The organism is Plantimonas leprariae (assembly GCF_008802405.1).
GTDB classification, from domain to species: domain Bacteria; phylum Pseudomonadota; class Alphaproteobacteria; order Rhizobiales; family Rhizobiaceae; genus Plantimonas; species Plantimonas leprariae.
This window is the reverse complement of the sequence record NZ_VZDO01000010.1, coordinates 166,669-183,932: the sequence shown is the minus strand read 5'-3', so window position 1 is coordinate 183,932 and position 17,264 is coordinate 166,669. Positions and strand designations below refer to the sequence as shown.

15 protein-coding genes are annotated in these 17,264 nt (G+C 70.2%); 4 read left to right on the top strand and 11 right to left on the bottom strand.

The window, feature by feature from the left end; all coding sequences use genetic code 11:
- The 3 genes from F6X38_RS13760 to F6X38_RS13750 are packed head-to-tail and all read right to left on the bottom strand — an operon-like array spanning position 1 to position 3,697.
- Positions 1-1,176, bottom strand: a complete 1,176-nt coding sequence (locus F6X38_RS13760) for an ABC transporter permease (protein WP_150970465.1) — start codon at positions 1,174-1,176, stop codon at positions 1-3.
- Positions 1,169-2,092, bottom strand: a complete 924-nt coding sequence (gene oppB / locus F6X38_RS13755; protein ID WP_150970463.1) for an oligopeptide ABC transporter permease OppB — start codon at positions 2,090-2,092, stop codon at positions 1,169-1,171. The genes F6X38_RS13760 and oppB overlap by 8 nt, the downstream gene beginning before the upstream one ends.
- Positions 2,093-2,107: 15 nt before the next feature.
- Positions 2,108-3,697 carry a peptide ABC transporter substrate-binding protein gene (locus tag F6X38_RS13750; RefSeq protein ID WP_150970461.1) on the bottom strand — a complete coding sequence of 530 codons (1,590 nt, stop codon included), beginning with the start codon at positions 3,695-3,697 and terminating at the stop codon, positions 2,108-2,110.
- A gap of 290 nt (positions 3,698-3,987) precedes the next feature.
- On the opposite strand from F6X38_RS13750, the gene F6X38_RS13745 reads away from it, so the two are divergent.
- On the top strand, positions 3,988-4,551 hold the full coding sequence (locus tag F6X38_RS13745; protein WP_150970459.1) for an NADPH-dependent FMN reductase: 564 nt from the start codon (positions 3,988-3,990) through the stop codon (positions 4,549-4,551).
- Positions 4,552-4,647: 96 nt separating this feature from the next.
- Here F6X38_RS13745 and F6X38_RS13740 read toward each other — a convergent pair whose 3' ends face one another.
- Complete coding sequence (locus tag F6X38_RS13740) at positions 4,648-4,992, bottom strand: DUF2147 domain-containing protein (RefSeq protein ID WP_150970457.1); 345 nt, start codon at positions 4,990-4,992, stop codon at positions 4,648-4,650.
- Between the two features lie 178 nt (positions 4,993-5,170).
- Here F6X38_RS13740 and minC point away from each other — a divergent pair, with 178 nt between their 5' ends.
- From minC to minE, 3 genes are read left to right on the top strand one after another with little or no spacing between them, the layout of a single operon-like run.
- Entirely contained in the window at positions 5,171-5,980 is an 810-nt protein-coding gene (minC, locus tag F6X38_RS13735; protein WP_425482860.1) for a septum site-determining protein MinC, read from the top strand.
- Positions 5,981-6,034: 54 nt separating this feature from the next.
- Entirely contained in the window at positions 6,035-6,850 is an 816-nt protein-coding gene (gene minD / locus F6X38_RS13730) for a septum site-determining protein MinD (protein ID WP_150970453.1), read from the top strand.
- Positions 6,847-7,125, top strand: a complete 279-nt coding sequence (minE, locus tag F6X38_RS13725) for a cell division topological specificity factor MinE (RefSeq protein WP_150970451.1) — start codon at positions 6,847-6,849, stop codon at positions 7,123-7,125. The genes minD and minE overlap by 4 nt, the downstream gene beginning before the upstream one ends.
- 10 nt (positions 7,126-7,135) lie before the next feature.
- Here the strand turns inward: minE and F6X38_RS13720 are convergent, their stop codons facing one another.
- The 7 genes from F6X38_RS13720 to F6X38_RS13690 all read right to left on the bottom strand — a co-directional run bounded on the left by F6X38_RS13720 (position 7,136) and on the right by F6X38_RS13690 (position 17,257).
- The gene (locus tag F6X38_RS13720; protein WP_150970449.1) at positions 7,136-8,866 is read right to left on the bottom strand and encodes a hypothetical protein; all 1,731 of its coding nucleotides are present in this window, start codon (positions 8,864-8,866) and stop codon (positions 7,136-7,138) included.
- Complete coding sequence (locus tag F6X38_RS13715) at positions 8,863-9,846, bottom strand: lysylphosphatidylglycerol synthase transmembrane domain-containing protein (RefSeq protein WP_150970448.1); 984 nt, start codon at positions 9,844-9,846, stop codon at positions 8,863-8,865. Before F6X38_RS13715 ends, F6X38_RS13720 begins: the two co-directional genes overlap by 4 nt.
- Positions 9,834-11,465: a hypothetical protein gene (locus tag F6X38_RS13710; protein WP_150970446.1), complete on the bottom strand. Its 1,632-nt coding sequence runs from the start codon at positions 11,463-11,465 to the stop codon at positions 9,834-9,836. The genes F6X38_RS13715 and F6X38_RS13710 overlap by 13 nt, the downstream gene beginning before the upstream one ends.
- Entirely contained in the window at positions 11,455-12,432 is a 978-nt protein-coding gene (locus tag F6X38_RS13705) for a glycosyltransferase family 2 protein (RefSeq protein WP_150970444.1), read from the bottom strand. The genes F6X38_RS13710 and F6X38_RS13705 overlap by 11 nt, the downstream gene beginning before the upstream one ends.
- A gap of 84 nt (positions 12,433-12,516) precedes the next feature.
- Positions 12,517-13,194 (bottom strand): MarC family protein, encoded by a 678-nt coding sequence (locus F6X38_RS13700; protein ID WP_150970442.1) that lies wholly within the window; start codon positions 13,192-13,194, stop codon positions 12,517-12,519.
- A gap of 59 nt (positions 13,195-13,253) precedes the next feature.
- A complete protein-coding gene (locus F6X38_RS13695; RefSeq protein ID WP_150970440.1) occupies positions 13,254-15,215 on the bottom strand; it encodes a beta-galactosidase in 1,962 nt (653 codons plus the stop codon).
- A 23-nt stretch (positions 15,216-15,238) separates the two neighbouring features.
- Positions 15,239-17,257 carry an aldo/keto reductase gene (locus F6X38_RS13690; protein ID WP_150970438.1) on the bottom strand — a complete coding sequence of 673 codons (2,019 nt, stop codon included), beginning with the start codon at positions 17,255-17,257 and terminating at the stop codon, positions 15,239-15,241.
- Positions 17,258-17,264 lie beyond the last annotated feature (7 nt).

The following is a 17,264-nucleotide window of genomic DNA, read 5'->3' as shown; positions in this document are numbered from 1 at the left end:
TCAGCGGTCCTTCGGGTCGAGCGCGTCGCGCAACCCGTCGCCGAGGAAGTTCAGCGAGAACAGCGTCACGACGAAGAAGCAGGCGGGAATGATCAGCATCCAGGGCGCGGCCTGCATGGTGGTGGTGCCATCGGCGATCAGCGCGCCCCAACTCGTCAGCGGCGCCTGGACGCCGAGGCCGAGGAAGGACAGGAAGCTTTCGAGCAGGATCACCTTCGGCACCACGACCGTGATGAACACGACCACCGGGCCGATCGTGTTCGGGATGACGTGGCGGCGGATGATCTGCCAGTCGGTGAGGCCCATCGCCTGGGCAGCGGCGACGAATTCCCGGCGCTTCAGCGACAGCGTCTGGCCGCGCACGATCCGCGCCATGTCGAGCCATTCGGTGAGGCCGATGACGAGGAAGATCAGGACGAAGGAGCGCCCGAAGAACACCACCAGCATGATCACCATGAACACGAAGGGCAGCGAATAGAGGATCTCGACGAAGCGCATCATCACGTTGTCGGTGCGCCCGCCGACATAGCCGGAGATCGCGCCGTAGCTGACGCCGACGAGGAGCGAGACGAGGCTGGCGAGCACCCCCACGGTCAGCGAGATGCGCCCGCCCACCATCACGCGGGGCAGGAGGTCGCGGCCGGAGGAGTCGGTGCCGAAGACGAAGCGCTCCCGCTGCACCGTGCCGGCGATGCGCAGTTTCCTACCGTCGTCCTCGGTGCCCGCGACCGTGGTGTCGTCGAACTCCTCGGCCCGGTCGATGTAGCGCGTCGTGCGCGGATCGAGCGGACGGTCGGGCGAAAGCAGCGTCGCGGTGAAGCGGTTGCCGTCCACGGCGAAGCCCTCGACGCCGGCCCGGGCGCGCTTCGCCGCGTCGGCCATCGCCTGTTCGAGGCGTTCGGCGGTCGGGCGCGGCTCAAAGCTGGGCGGCACGGAGACGTAGGAGGTGAAGATCTGGTCGTAGCCGTGCGAGATGAAGTACGGCCCGAGGAACGAGAACAGCGTCACGGCCACCAGCACGACGAGGCCGCCCATCGCCGCGCGGTTGCGCGCGAGGCGGCGCATGGCGAGGCGGAACAGCGAGCGGCCGGCAGCCTCCGCGCCGTGGGGCAGATGCGTTTCGCCGGGCAACGGGCCGGGGTCCGGCGCGGGGGCGAGGGAGGCGAAGTCAGTCATGGCGGATGCGCGGGTCGAGCATCGCGTAGACGACGTCGACCACGAGGTTGAGGACGACGATGAACACCGCGACGAGCACCACCGTGCCCATCACCAGCGTGTAGTCGCGGTTGATGGCGCCGAGCACGAAGTAACGCCCGACGCCGGGAATGCCGAAGATCGTCTCGATCACCACCGAGCCGGTGAGGAGCGCGGCAGCGGACGGCGCGAGATACGAGACGACGGGCAAGAGCGCGCCGCGCATGGCGTGGGTCACGACCACCGCCCGCGCCTTCAGGCCGTAGGCTCTGGCGGTGCGGATGTGGTCGGCGTTCAAGGCCTCGATCATCGCGCCGCGCGTCAGGCGGGCGAAGACGGCGAGCTGCGGCAGGGCCAGCGCGACGGTCGGCAGGAGCAGGAAGCGCGGGCCCCCGTCGCCCCAGCCGCCGGCCGGCAGCCAGGCGAGGAACACGGCGAAGACGAGGGAGAGCACCGGCGCAATCACGAAGTTCGGCACGGTGACGCCGACCGTCGCGACGCTCATGATCAGGTAGTCGACGAGGCCGTTGCGCCTGAGCGCCGCGAAGACGCCGGCGGCGACGCCGCCGAGGACGGCCAGGACCAGCGCATAGGAGCCGAGTTCCAGCGAGAAGGGCAGGCTCTGCAGCATGAGCTGCCCGACCGAGAAGTCGCGGTAGATGTAGCTCGGGCCGAAATCGCCGCGCACGACGTTGCCGAGATAGTTCAGGTACTGCTGCCAGAGCGGCAGGTCGAGATGGTAGGCCCGCATCATGTTCTCCATGATCTGCGGCGGCAGCGGGCGCTCTAAGCTGAACGGCCCGCCCGGCGCGAAGCGGATCAGGAAGAAGGAGAGCGTGACGACGATGAACAGCGTCGGCACGGCGCTCGCCAGCCGACGCAGGATGAAGCGGAGCAAAGACCTAACAGCCCGTCACTGTTCCTTGGAGAGGAACTTCGACAGGTGCTCGTTGGCGGCGTTGTCCTGCCAGCCCTTGACCTTGTTCGAGACCAGCCAGGGCGAGCCGAAGACCATCAGCGTCGTCACCGGCTCCTCGACGAGGAGCACCTTCTCCGCCTCGTGCAGCACGGCCGAGCGCTTGGCGGGGTCGGTCTCCTTGTAGGACTGCGCCATCAGCTCGTCGTACTTGGCGTTCGCCCAGTGCCCGTAGTTGAAGGTCTTGTTGGTCGAGATGTTGAGGCCGAGGAAGCTTTCGGCGTCGGCATAGTCCGCCGTCCAGCCGGCGCGGGCCACGTCGAAGTTGCCGCCCTCCTGCAGGTAGGCGTAGTGCGACTTCACGTCGAGGTTGGTCAGCGTCACGGTCGCGCCGAGCGCCTTCCAGTTGTCGGCGACGGCGGTCGCGACCTTCTCGTGGTTGGCGTTGGTGTTGTAGCGGATGTCGATCTTCAGCGGCTTGCCGCCCTCGCCCCAGCCGGCCTCCTTCAGGAGTTCCTTCGCCTTGTCCTCGCGGTCGAGCTGGTCCATGCCGGCGTACTCGACCTTCTCCGGCTCGCCGTAGCTGGCGATGCCGGGCGGCACGGCGCTGTAGAGCGGCAGCTGGCCGTCCTGGAAGATCTCGTGGCTGAGGAACTCGCGGTCGATCGACATCGCCAGCGCCTTCCGGACGCGTACGTCGTTGAACGGCTCGTGGCGGGTGTCGAAGACGTAGTAGTAGCTGGCGAGCGAGGCCGACATGTGGACCTGGTCGCCGAGCTGCTTCCTGAGATAGTCGGTCTGGTCGGTCGGGAAGTAGTAGTTGACGTCGAGCTCGCCCGCCTGGAAGCGGCGCACGGCCGCGGCCTGGTCCTCCAGCGGGTAGAACACGACCTTGTCGATCTTGACGCTCGATGCGTCCCAGTAGTTCGCGTTCTTCACCGCCGCGATGTGGTCGTTGGCGACGTTCTCGGTCAGCTTGAACGCGCCGTTCGAGACCATGACGCCCGGCTTTACGAAGTCGGCGCCGTTCTTCTCGACGCTCGCCTTGTTGACGGGCAGCGCCGCCTGGTGCGCGAGGAGTTCGAGGAGATAGGGCGTCGGGCGCTCCAGCGCGATCTCCAGCGTCTTCTCGTCCACCGCCTTCACGCCGAGCTGGTCGACCGCCATGCCTTTGGTGTTGATGCTTTCCGCGTTCTTGAACGGGTAGAACAGGTTGGCGTAGCCGGCGGCTTCCTTCGGGTCCTCGACGCGGCGGAACGAGAAGGCGAAGTCCTCCGCCGTCACCGGCGAGCCGTCCGACCATTTCGCGTCCTGGCGGAGCTTGAACGTGTAGGTCAGCTTGTCGTCGGAGACGCTCCAGCTTTCCGCCGCGCCGGGCAGCACCTTGCCGTCCGGACCGTAGACGGTCAGGCCCTCGTAAAGGTCCTTCAGGACGTTCGCCTCGACGTCGATCGAGGTGTGGGCCTGATCGAGCGTCTGCGGCTCGCCGCCGTTGCCGCGATGGAGCACGACCTCGGCATGGGCCGCGCCGGCGATGAGCGAGGCGGCGAGCGCCGCGCCAAGTGTCTGGCGCGAAAGACGGAACATCCGGTTCATGAACAAACCCCGCAGGCGAAGACGATTGACGTTTGCGTCAGTTCGAAGACGCCTTCAACACGTCCAAGCTGCGGTGTCCAGCGAATTCGGCCAAGCTCTTGAGCAGTGCGGCGACGCGCCCGAAAAACATGCACTGAACTGTTCGAGCCTCGACGCGACGGCATCGCGACCCGCAGCGTCCCCAAAAGCCGAACGCAGCGTTTCGGAGCGAAAGCTTTCAAACTCGCCCGAATGGGCTAGTTCCGCCGCGTTCTCTTTCCCCGCATGAAAGTCCGTTGCCCATGCCGCTGAACCTCGCCGTCGTCACCGTGTCCACGCGTCCCGGCCGCAAGGGGCCGCTCGTCGCCGAATGGTTCGCGGCCCATGCGCGCGAGCACGGCAAGTTCGACGCGGCGGCCATCGACCTCGCCGACTTCGCCCTGCCGGTCTTCGACGAGCCCGAGCACCCGATGAAGGGCATCTACCACCACGAGCACACGAAGCGCTGGAGCGCGGCGATCGCCCCCGCCGACGCGGTGGCCTTCGTGATGCCGGAATACAATCACGGGCCCTCGCCCGCCTTCACCAACGCGGTGAACTACCTGCATCGCGAATGGCAGTACAAGCCGGTCGGCTTCGTCACCTATGCCGGCGTGTCCGGCGGCACGCGCGCCGCGCTGATGGCGAAGCCCCTGATGGTGACGGTGAAGGCGATGCCGATCCCGGAAGCGGTGGCGATCCCCGCCTTCTTCGAGCATCTGGGGCCGAACGGCTTCGAGCCGAAGGAGCCGCACCGCAATTCCGCGACGCAGATGCTGGACGAACTGGCGAAATGGGCCGGCGCGCTGAAACCGCTGAGGGGTTAGGCGGACGCCCGGCCAAGGCTGTCGCCCGAAGGTCGTCCTCCTCGGGACGAAGCCCGAGGAGGACGATGGAAAAAGGGGACTTTCTCTCCTCCGTCGTCAGGCGCGCGTCCAGTGCTGCTTCTTGCAGATGATCTTCAGCGCGCAGCCTTCCAGCGTCATCGTCGAGCCGTCCGAGTCGACCGTCGCGGTGCCGTCGTAGGTCCTGTCGTCGCGCGGATCGGTGACGGTGCCGCTGTAGTCGCCGCCCGAGCCGCTCATCGTGCCGACGCTCTTGCCCTTGTACTTGCCGGTCTTCACCGTCGCGCAGAACTGGCCGCCGCAGTCCGTCACCTCGACGACGCGGCCGCCCGGCGACAGCCAGCGCCCGAGGATCGGCTCGTCGGCGAAAGCGGGCCCCGCGGCAAGAAGCAAGGAAAGCGCGGCGAGTGCCGGTTTCAGCATCGCGAAATTCTCCGAAAATCTGTCCGATCGAAAACCCAAATGGTTACGGAACCGTCGCGTTCCAAGCGTCCCGGCCGTCGCGCCGGCGCGATGGGGACGCAAGGCCCCGGTCAGTTCCGCTGTCTAGCTTAAGGCTTCGTTAATCGGCGGACCACCATGCCGCCGGCCGGACCCGAAGATGAGCATGACCGCCACCGCGCCCTCGTCCCCCCCGAAACCCGTACGCCTGCGCGGCCGCTCGTTCCTGGCGCTCGTGCTGTCGCCGGAACTGCCCTTCGCCGACTGGCTCCTCAGCCTCGACGACCTCGCCCGGCGCTCCACCGGCTTCTTCCTGAACCGGCCGATCGTCCTCGACCTGTCGGGCCTTGCCGTCGCGCGTGAGGAGATCGGCGATCTCCTGAAGGCGCTGGCCGAGCGCAACGTCCGGATCATGGGCATCGAAGGGGTGCTGCCGAGCCAGCTCGGCCCCGGCATGCCGCCGCTGATGCAGGGCGGCCGCGAGGCCGGCGAGATCGCTGCGCCGGCGACGCCCGCCCCCGAGCCGACCCCCGCCCCCGCGGCGGCGAGCGAGGCCGCGAGCCCGGCGGAAACCCCGGCGGCTCCCGCGCCCGAAGCCGAGGCGGCGCCGCAGACGATCTTCGCCCCGCCCGTGCCGCAGGCGAGCTCGCTGATCATCGAGACGAGCGTGCGCTCCGGCCAGCAGATCGTCTTCACCGAAGGCGACGTGACGGTGCTCGGCTCCGTCTCGTCCGGCGCCGAGGTCATCGCCGGCGGCTCCGTCCACATCTACGGCTCGCTCCGCGGTCGCGCGCTCGCGGGCTCGGCCGGCAACCCGAACGCGCGGATCTTCTGCCAGAAGCTCGAAGCCGAGCTCATCGCCATCGACGGTCTCTACAAGACCGCCGAGGACATCGAGCCGGCCCTGAAGGGGCGGCCCATGCATGCCTGGCTCGACGGCGAGATGCTGAAGACCGTCGCGCTGTCCTGAACCCGAAACGAAACCCTTGGGCCATGACGGCCCGCGCAAAGAGGAGGCCATGAGATGGCGAAGGTAGTGGTGGTGACGTCCGGCAAGGGAGGCGTCGGCAAGACGACGACCACCGCGGCGCTCGGGGCGGCCATCGCCGAGATGGGCAAGAACGTCTGCGTCGTCGACTTCGACGTCGGGCTTCGCAACCTCGACCTCGTGATGGGCGCCGAGCGGCGCGTCGTCTACGACCTGATCAACGTCGTCCAGGGCGACGCCAAGCTCGCCCAGGCGCTGATCCGCGACAAGCGCGTCGACACGCTCTCGCTCCTGCCGGCCTCGCAGACCCGCGACAAGGACAACCTGACGCTGGAAGGCGTCGGCAAGCTGATGGACGAGCTGCACGAGCGCTTCGACTACGTCGTCTGCGACTCGCCCGCCGGCATCGAGCGCGGCGCGACGCTCGCCATGCGCCACGCCGACATCGCCGTGGTGGTGACGAACCCGGAAGTCTCGTCGGTGCGCGATTCGGACCGGATCATCGGCCTCCTCGACGCCAAGACCGCCCGGGCCGAGCGTGGCGAGCGGATCGAGAAGCACCTCCTTCTCACGCGCTACGACCAGACGCGCGCCGAGCGCGGCGACATGCTGAAGGTGGACGACGTCCTCGAGATCCTGTCGATCCCGCTCCTCGGCATCGTGCCGGAATCGACCGACGTCCTGCGCGCTTCCAACCTCGGCACGCCGGTGACGCTCGCCGACAACCAGAGCGCCCCGGCCCGGGCCTATCGCGACGCCGCCCGCCGCCTGATGGGCGAGACGATCGAGATGACCATCCCCGGCGACCGCAAGAGCCTGTTCGGCCGCTTCTTCGGCAGGAGGGCGGCATGAGCCTGTTCAGCCTTTTCCAGAGAAAGGCGAGCTCCGCCCCGGCGGCGCGCGAGCGCTTGCAGGTCCTCCTCCAGCACGAACGCGCCGAGATCGGTCAGGCCGACCTCGTGCAGGTGCTGCGCGAGGAGATCATCGCGGTGATCGCCAAGCACGTCTCGATCGATCGCGACAAGGTCGGCGTCAAGATGGACCGCGGCGCGTCGGTCTCGACGCTCGCCGTCGACATCGAGCTGCCGAGCCCGCCCGGCCGCCCGGCGCTCTCCATCGTGCGCTGAGACGAACGCTTCAGGAGCCGGATGCGCCCGCCTGACCGGCGGGCGTTTTCGTTTCCGCGGCGAGGCAGCGGGCGTCGAGGGCGAGGACCGTGCCGAAGCGCCGCAGCGTGCAGGCGGGTGCCCGGCGTGCCAGCGCGCTCGGCCGCCCCGCCGCTTGCGTTTCGGCGGCCGCCAGCTCGGCCGCCGGGAAGAAGCCCCGGAACGCGGCCGGCACCCTCGGCGGGCCAAGCGTTTCCGCCTCGGCGAGGAAGACGGTGACGCCGTTCCGCCGGAGGCGATCGGCGAGAACGGCCGGGTCTGCCGTCAGCACCGCGTCGCGCATATCCGCCATCCGCGCCATCACCGGCCGGAGATAGCCGAGCTGGTAGCCGATCGCGAGCTCCCGGCTGAACAGCGTCGAGCGGTTCGTCAGCACCGGCGAGAAGTCGAGGTCCGAAACGAAGCCCGCGATCACCGCCTCGCGCGGCAGGTCGCGCAGGTAGGCGACGAGGGCCGGCTCCGCCGGCTGGCGGAACAGCCGGTGGCCCTTCACGGTGCCGAACGCCGCGATGCCGACGGCGAGCGCCGCGCCCAGGGTCGCGACGGCAAGGCGGCGAGGCGGCCGGAGTGGCTCCCGGCCCGATCCGAGCCCCCATTCGATGAGGATCGGCAGGGTGGTGAGGAAGGTGAACGGGAACAGCGCCGTCGTGTAGCGGCTCGGCAGGTGGAGCCGGAACAGCGCGAAGGAGGCGACCGCGAACCAGCCGGCCGAGGCGAGAAACAGAAACAGCGGCAGGGTGGAGCGCATCAGCGGCGCCGGAGTCCGGCCCGGCCGCGCGGCGCGCCAGAACAGCGCGACCGGCCCGGCCGCCATCGCGGCGAGAACCAGGAGCGACCCGATCCCCAGCGAGCCGCGGCACTTGTTGCCGAGGAAGCCGAGCCGCTGGCCGCACAGGAAGTTCAAGGAGCCGTCGGCGTCGACGATGCGGTTGCGGCCCGCGAAGCCGAAGCTCGGCAGCGCCCGTGCCTCGGCCAGCGTCGCCACCGGATCGAACGCGCCGCTGCCGAGGAGGAAGGGTAGGATGCCGGCGACCGTCGCCGCGGCCGCCGAGGCGACCAGCACGAGGCGGGCGCGGGAGAGATCGAGGAAGCCGGGGCGCGCCGGGTCGAGGAAGGTCAGGCCGATCACGGTCGCCGTCACCAGTGCGAGCTGCGGATAGGAGCCGGCGAGGCAGAGCTGCGCGAGCGCGACCTGCAGGGTGCGCCGCCGCGCCAGGCCGTCCAGCAACGCGGCGAGAAGCACCGGCCAGAGCGAGCGCGGCACGCCGCCGTTGATCGGGCCGTCGATCTGGAGGCAGAGGAGGAAGCCCCCCGCCGCGAGCGCGGCGACCGGCGGCCGCGCGTCCATCGCGCGCCCGAAGCGGTAGGCGAAGAGGGCGGCGAGCGGCAGAAGCAGCGCCGAGAGGAGCTTGGCGAACAGCACCGGGCCGATCCCGACCGCCGAGGCCGCGCGGAACAGCGCGGTGTAGAACCACGGCGTCACCGACTGCCAGTAATCGCCGACGAGATCGCCCCGCAGCGGCGCCGGGTCGCTCCAGCGCCCCATCCACGACAGGAACTGGCGGGCGTCGTCCTGGATGCCGCCGGGGCCGGTGAGTGCCGATCCTACGAAAGTCGCCGCCGCGAGGAGGCCGAAGCCCAGCGCCAGCGCCAGCCAGCGGCGCTCCGTTTCGCCCGATTTCGGAACCGCGACTGGCCTCACCGGTGCCGTTCTTTTGCGGCGGCGGCGATCGAGGCGTCGGCGCTCCGGCCGCGCTTCGCCAGCCCGGCGAAGTCCGCGACGAAGGGCGCGCCGGCGATCGCCGGCAGGACGTAGCGCAGCGTCGCGAGGAGGCCGAGGACGCCCGCCGCGCCGGGATCGAGATAGGGCGCGTAGAAGTAGACGATCGCCGCGTCGCGCGTGCCGACGCCGGCGAAGGTGAAGGGCAGGAGGCCGGCGAGGATCGAGAGCGTCGCGAAGGCGGCGTTCTCCAAGACCGGCACGCCGGCATGCAGCGAGCGGGCGAAGAGCCAGAACTGCAAGAGGTGCGCCCCCCAGATCGCCACCGACAGGAGGAGGACGCCGCCGGCGCGGCCGGGCGTCCGCCAGAACCAGTCCGTCACCTCGCGCCAGCTTCCCGCGAAGGCGGCGAGCCCGCGCGCGAGCTTGCCCGGCATAAAGGAACCGAACCGCTCCAGCACGAAGGGCAGGAGGTTCAGCGGCGCGATCAGGAGCCCGAGCATCACGAGCCCGCCGCCGACGGGCAGGAGAAACAGGAGCATCGCCGGCTTGGCGCTGCCGACGACAAGGAGCCCGAACACGCCCCAGACGAGGAGCGAGGCCATGTCGAGCGCCTTCTCCAGCACCACGACGGCGAGCGACAGGCTGGCCTTCATGCCGTGCCGGCGCGCGAGGACGCCGCTCTTCGCCAGGTCCCCGAGCTTCGAGGGCAGGACGAGGTTCAGGGTCGAGGCGGCGAGGATCAGCCGGTTCGATTCGAGGAAGCCGAGCCGCACCTCCGAGACGAGCAGCGTCAGCCGCCAGGAGGTGAGGAGCGTCAGCGGCACGACGAAGAGGATGCCGGCCGCCAGCCACCACGGGTCGGCCGCCCGCGCCGCGCGGACGAGCGCGTCGACGTCGATGAAGGCGTAGAGAACCCCGAGGATCGCCAGGCTGACGAGGAGGCCGATCAGCCGGCGCATGCGGTCTCGCTTTCCAGCCGGTGCTCGACGACGAGCGGCGCATCGGGGGCGAGGCCCAGCAGCCGCGGGGTGAGGTCCTCGAACGGCACGAGCTGATCGGCTTGGTAGACCCGCGCCATGATCGTGGTGATCGAGGTCTGGTGTCCCGAGATGCCAGCGAGCGCCACGTCGTCCCAGCCGGCGTCGGCATGGATCTCGTCGCGCACCGTCCAGACGCCGTCGCCGCCGCGCGAGAGCGTGCGGACGTAGCGGAACGGCGCGTCCTTCCGGCCCGTCACCAGGACGCGCTGCAAGAGCCGGCGCACGAGGTCCGGGAAGAAGCGGCCGGCGCTCAGCATCAGGAGACGGAGCGCGGCGTTCTTCAAGGGCGTCAGCCGCGTCGCCTTGGCCCAGCTCATCCGGCCCTCGCAGCGGATGCGGTCCGGCTCGACTGCCGCGGTCGCGCCGCCGAGATGGCAGACCGCGACGCGGCCCTCCCGCTTCGTCGAGAGGGTGACGCCGGTATCGCTTCTGAGGAGCCGGCCATCGGCGAAGGCCTTGTAGACGCCGCCGCGCCCCGGCGCGCAGGCGAGCATCGTGCCGCCGTGACCGCGCTCGGCGAGGAGCGAAGCGCGCGGGAACCAGTGCCGGCCGGGTTCCAACCCTTCCGCCGGCCGCTCCTCCCGGAACTCGCGCAAGGTGAGCAGCCAGCCCCAGAGGTGATGGGCGAGGATGCGGTCGTCGGAATAGCAGGGCACGCGGCGCTCGGCGAGCGGCCGGAGCGCCGAGTCGTTTACGGCGAGCGCCCTCGGGTGCCACGCGCCGGCGATCTCGAAGCCGAAGGGGAAGAAGTTCAGGGTCGAGCGCGAGGAATATTCGCCGCCGACCGTGCCGTCCTGATGGACGAAGCGGGCGAGGAAGTCGATGGCGCGGGCAAGCGGCGGTCGGAGGTTCAGGTCCGGCCGGCGGCGGTCGAGGTCGGCGAGGAGCCCGATCGTCAGCGACAGGTAGCCGAGGTCGGCGCCGCCGTATTCGTCGAACCAGCCCTCCTCGTCCTGCCAGGACAGGAGGCGCCGGACGCGCTCGCGCAACGCCGCGTCGAGGCCGGCGTCCGGGAACCGGCCGCGCATCCGCTCCAGGCAGGAGACGATCAGCGCCTCGTGGTTTGAGAGGCGGCCGCTTTCCCGGTGTTCGGCCAGCCAGCGCGCCCGACGGAGCAGGAAGGCGTCGATCTCGGCGTCGGGGCCGAGATCGAGGAGCGCGGAGGCTTCGAGGATCGCGAAGAGCGAGAAGGCCGCCGCGCCCGCCGCCCGCTCGAACGGGTAGTAGTCGTCGCAGGAGCCGTCCGGATGGCTGGAGCGCGCGGCGTAGCGGATGCCGGCGACGACGAGCTCGCGGATCGCGGGATCGCGGAAATAGGGGTTGCCGGGGATGTCCGGCACCGCCCAGACCAGCGCCAGCGGCAGCACGAATTCCTGGCTCATGCCGCAGGGGAAGTCGGTCATCCGGTAGTGCCAGTAGGCACGGTCGAAGCAGCCGTAGGTGCGGCTGACGGCGGTGCGGTCCAAGAGCAGCAGGAGCTTCGGGATCTCGGGCAGGACGTTCGCCGCCACGGCGGCGCGCAGGTCCTCAACCCGCATGGGACGACTCCTGCCGCGCGTCCGGCGAGGGCGCGAACTGCGCCCGCTTCAGCCGATACTGCGTGTCCTCGAGGAGGCGGCGGTTGATGCGGTTCAATTCGCCGAGCAGCGCGCAGAGCCAGCACAGGAAGGCGAGGATCAGCGCGACGGCCGCGACCACGAGGCTCGGCACGTGCGAACGGTCGCTGCCTTCCGCATACAGGAGCAGCCAGCGGATGCAGAGCAGCGCGCCGAGGCCGAAGGGCAGGAGGCTGAGGACGAAGAAGGTCTGGCCGGGGCGGTAGACGAACATCGAGCGCAGGATCGACACCGTCGAGCGCGTGACATAGCGCGGGATCGAGCGCACGAGGCGGGACGGGCGCGTCTCGCCGTTCACCCCGATCGGGACGGAGGCGATCCGGACTCCCGAGCGGCCGGCCTGGATGATCGATTCCAGCGTGTAGGTGTAGGAATCGAAGATGTTGAGGCGCAGCGCCGCCTCGCGCGAGATCGCCCGGAAGCCGCTCGGCGCATCCGCCACCGCCGCGCCGGAGGTGAAGCGCACCACCCAGCTTCCGAGGCGCTGGAGCAGCTTCTTCACGCCGGAGAAATGCTCGATGTCGAGGATCGGCCGCGCGCCCACCACGAACTGCGCCCGGCCCGCGAGGATCGGCTCGACCAGCTTCGGGATATCGGCCGCGTCGTACTGGTTGTCGGCGTCGGTGTTGACGATCACGTCGGCGCCGACTTCCAGCGCCCGCTCGATGCCGGCCGTGAAAGCGCGCGCGAGCCCGCGGTTCGTCGGGAAGTCGAGGATATGGTCGACGCCGCACTCCCGAGCCACCGCGACGGTGCGGTCGGTCGAGCCGTCGTTGATCACCAGCCATTCGACCGACGTGAAGCCTTCCACCTGGCGCGGCAGGTGCGACAGCGTCTCGGCGAGCGTGCCTTCCTCGTTGAGGCAGGGGATCTGAATGACGAGCTTCATGGACGGTCGGGACGCTTCACCGGACGGGACCGGCGGGGCTTGGCCTCTCCGGGCGGCCGCGTCAAGACCGCCGGGCGGCAGCGCTCAGGGGGCGGAAGCGCCGAGACCGGCGTCGTGCAGCGCCTCCATCAGCCCGTTGAGGGTGATCTGGACGCCGACGCAGAGGAGCAGGAAGGCGGCGAGACGGCTGACGATCTGCGTGCGGGTGCGCCCGAGCAGCGCCACGACCCGGTCGGCGAAATGGTACGAGAACCAGATCGAGCCGGCGATGGCGAGCGCCGCCAGCGACGAGCCGGCGAGGAAGGCACTGATCCCCGCCCCGCCCGCCGGGCGGTTGGAGCCGAGCGCGATCGCCACCGAGATCGTGCCCGGCCCGGTGGTCATCGGCATGGTCAGCGGGAAGAAGGCGACGTCGTCCTCGTGCATCGCCTCGCCGGCCTGCGCCTCCTTCCGCTCCTCGCGCTGCTCCGGCACGTAGAGCATCTGCCAGCCGGCCGCCGCGACCACGAAGCCGCCGGCGATCCGGAGCGCCGCGACGGTGATGCCGAAAAAGTTCAGGAGATAGACGCCGAACCAGAGCGAGCCGAGCATCACGGCCGCCGCGTAGGTGCCGATGCGCTTGGCGAGCGCGAGGCGCTCGGCGTGCGTGCGCCCCGCGGTGAGCTGCGAGAAGATCAGCGCGCCGCTGAGCGGATTGACGATGGAGAACAGGGCCGAGAAGGCGAGCAGGAAGGCCTGCGCGAGATCGACCCACCACCCCATCGATTCTCCCCCGGTTTCCCCGGCGCGATCATGCCGGAGGCCGCGCCGCCCCGGAAGCCCTACCCCGCCTCGAGGATCGCGACGCCGGACGGCGGCAGCTCGTCCGCCCCCAGCACGAACGCGCCTTCGATGCCGTGCTGGCTCAGCCGCACCGGCGCGTCGCCATAGTTGAAGCAGTGGGTGAGCTTGCCCGAGCGCCGCAGCCGCAAGCCCTCCGGCAGGTCGAGCGTCGCCAGCCCCGCCCTTTCGGCGAGCTTGCCGAGGACCGCGAACGCCAGTGCCTCGTCCGGCCAGCCGGCGAGGTAGTGCAGCCCGCCTCGCCCCACCAGCGCCGCCTCGCCGTCGACGGTCCGCAGGAGGATGTCGCCGTCCGCCACGCCGTCCAGCATCTCGCGCCAAAGATGGAACGCGCCGGTCCCGTCCGCCATCGGCACGGCCAGGTCGGGCCGGAGCGTCTCGACCAGCGCGACCTTCAGGGCCGCCAGCGGTTCGGGGAGTTCCGGCGGCAGCTTGGCGGGGATCGCGAAGTCCGGCGTCTTCGAGCCGCTACGCGGGCCGACGAGCACCTGACCCTTCGCCTCGGCCAGCGCTTCCTTCAGACCGGGCGGCCAAGTGAAGAGGCCCGGCACCAGCAGCAGCTTATAGTCCGCGGCGGCCACGGCCTGCCTCGCGTCGACGAAGTCGACCGAAAGCCCCAGCCGGCGCAGGCCCCGGTAGAAGTCGTGGACGAGGCGGAAATAGTCGAACTCGCGGCCCTGCCGCTGGATGTCCCAGGCCCAGGCGGACGGATAGTCGAAGACGATCGCCGCATCCCCCCGTCCCGGCTCGGCGAGGTCGAGCGTCTCGATCTCGCGCGCCACCGCCGCCGCCTCGTGATAGCCGGGCGCCGGCTCGCGGTCGGGGCGGGTGAGGCCGGCATGCATCTGCTCCTGCGCGAAGGGGGCCTGCCGCCAGCGGAAGTAGCTCACCACCTCGGCCCCGTGCGCGAAGGCCTCGTGCGCCCAGAGCCGCACCATGCCGGCGCGAGGGGCGGGATTATGCGGCGCCCAGTTCACCGGCCCCGGCTGCTGCTCCATGATCCACCAGCGCCCGCCCGAGGTGGCGCGGTAGAGGTCGTGGTGGAAGGCCTGGAGGTCCGGGTCGCCGCTCCGCGCGAACCGCGCCTTGAAGTCCGCTTTGCGGTCGGCCCACTGGTCGAGGAAGCCGAGCGGGTAGGAATCCCAGCTCGAAACGTCGAGATCGGCCCCGACGTCGAAATGGTCGAAGGCGAGCGTCCGGCCCATGAAGTTGTGGATCACGTCGCGGCCGGGCGAATGGCGGCGGATGATGTCGGCGTGCAGCCGGTTGAACGAGACCACCGCGTCCGACGAATAGCGCCGGAAGTCCATGGCGTGCGCCGGGGCGGGGTCGGTCGGCAGCAGGTTCGGCAGTTCGATCTCCTCGAAGCTCCCGTATTCCATCGACCAGAAGACGTTGCCCCAGGCGCGGTTCAAGGCGTCCGGCGACTGGTACTTCCGCCCCAGCCAGTCCCGGAAGCCCTTCAGCGCGGCCTGCGAGTACGAGATCGTCGTGCCGTGGCAGCCGTATTCGTTGTCGGTCTGCCAGGCGACGACGCCCTCGTGCTCACCGAAGCGCTTCGCCAGCGCCTCCACGATCCGCGCGCATTCGGCGCGATAGCCCTCGTGCGAGAAGCAGTAGTGCCGGCGCGAGCCGAAGCGGCGCGGCCGCCCCTTCTCGTCGACCTGCAACATGTCGGGCATCGCGTCGACCAGCCATTTCGGCGGCGTCGCGGTGGGCGTGCCGACGACGACCTTCAGGCCGGCGCCGTGCAGCGTGTCGATGGCGCGTTGGAGCCAGTCGAAGTCGTACCGGCCTCGGGCCGGCTCCAACCGGCTCCAGGCGAACTCGCCGATCCTGACGACCGCGATGCCGACCTCGCGCATGCGGCGGGCGTCCTCCGCCCACCAGTCCTCCGGCCAATGTTCGGGGTAATAGCAGACGCCAAGCGCGCGCTTCGTCATGTCAGGTCTCGTTCGGGTATGGATCAGGCTTCGAGCCAGCGGACGTCTTCGGGCGTCAGCTCGATCGCGAGCGCCCCCAGCGAATCGTCGAGCTCGCCGACCGCGAGCGGCCCGATCAGCGGCACCACCGGGAAGGGCTGGTGCAGGCAGTAAGCGACCGCCACCTGCGTCGCCGAGCGCCCGAGCCGGCGCCCGAACTCCTCCGCCCGGCGCTTCCGCTCGAAATTGCGGTCGTTGTACCAGGAGGCGACGAGCTCGCGGTCCCCTGTCTTGTCCGGCCCCGAGCGGTCGGTGAAGAAGCCGCGCGCCTGGCTGGACCAGGCGTAGACGCCGACGCTGCCGTCGGCGAGCCAGCGCTTCGATGCGTCGTCCGAGACCGAGATGCAACCGGCCCAGACCGGCTCCAGCATCTCGGCGAGGCTGTAGTTATTGCTGAGCGCCGTCGGCAGCGGCAGCCCCTTGTCGCGGGCATAGGCGCGCGCCGCGTCGAAGCGAGGCAGGGTCCAGTTGGAGAAGCCGTAGGCCCCGACGCGCCCCGCCCGGATCTCGCTCGCGATGGCGTCGACGAACTCCGACACCGGCACGTCCTCGTTGTCGCGGTGCATCATGTAGATCTCGGTGTGGTCGGTCTTCAGCCGCTCCAGCGATTGCCCGAGCTGCCGGCCGATCACGTCCGGGTAGCAGAGCGGCGTATGGGCGCCCTTGGCGATCAGCGAGACCTCCTTGCGCACGCCGCGCGAATCGATCCACGCGCCGAGATGGCGGTCGGCGAGGCCGTTCGCGCCGTAATGCGCCGAGGTGTCGAACAGGGCGCCGCCGGCCTCGAAATAAGCGTCCATCACCGCGAAGGCCTGCGTCGCGCTGGTAAAGCTCGCGAGTCCCAGCGCCACCGCCGAGACCGGATGCTCGACGCCGGGCATCGCCCGCGTCGGGATCGTTCCCGTCCGCTCGAACCGGACCGGCCGGCCGGCGAGCGGCGGCCGGGCGCTCTCGACCCGCTCGAAGCTGTAGCTTTGCCCGATCGAGGCGCGCCACGCGTCCAAGGCCCTCAGGTTGCCGAGCGTGTCGGCCTGGCTCATGCCGGGTGCCCGGTACTCCGTCGCCCCGGCCCGCACCGCCTCGCCCACCGCCTCGATCTCGCGCGCATAGGTGTTCTGGCCATGCGGCACGCTGATGCGCCGCGCCTCGGCCCCGTTCGGCTCGACCACGAGCACGGCCTCCTCGCCGGACTTGCCGCCCGCCATCCACGGGTTGAGGAGGGTGATCCGCCCCTTCGTGCCGCGCACTTCCACGGTGTTGTCCTGATTCAAGGCCACCGAGCAGGAAAGCTGGGCGACGACGCCGTCGGCGAAGCTCAAGCTCGCGACCGCGACGAGATCGGCCCCCGTCGTCCCGAGCCGGCCGGCGCCCGACACCTTCACCGGGTCGGCGAAGGGTTTGCCGGACGCCGCTCCCGCGACCAGCCGCGCCATCGACATCGCATAGGAGCCGACGTCGAGGATGCCGCCGCCGGCATGCTCGTCGGCCAGCAGCCGGTGGCTTTCGGCGAAGCTCCCCGCGAAGCCGAAGGTCGAACGGACGAGCCCGACCTCGCCGATCTCGCCGGCGCGGATCAGTTCCACCAGCGCCTCGATCTGCGGGTGGAAGCGGTACATGAAGGCCTCGCCCGCGAAGGTGCCGGCGCGGCGCGCCGCGGCGAACGCGGCCTCCGCTTCCGCGGCGTTCACCGCGAAGGGCTTCTCGCAAAGCACATGCTTGCCAGCCTCCGCCGCGCGGATCGCGAGCATGGCGTGCGAGGGATGCGGCGTCGCGATGTAGACCGCCTCCACCTCCGGGTCGGCGAGGAGCGCGTCGTAGCCGGAGACGATCCGCGCGCCGGGAAACCGCTGCTCCAGCTCGGGCGTCGCCTGTCCCCGCGTTCCGACCGCGACAAGGCGGGCGTTCGCGGCCTGCGGCAGTGCGTCGGCGAAGACCTTGGCGATCGCGCCGGTGCCGAGGATGCCCCAGGCGAGCCGCCCGGTGCCGGAAGCGGTATTGGACATGGAAGGA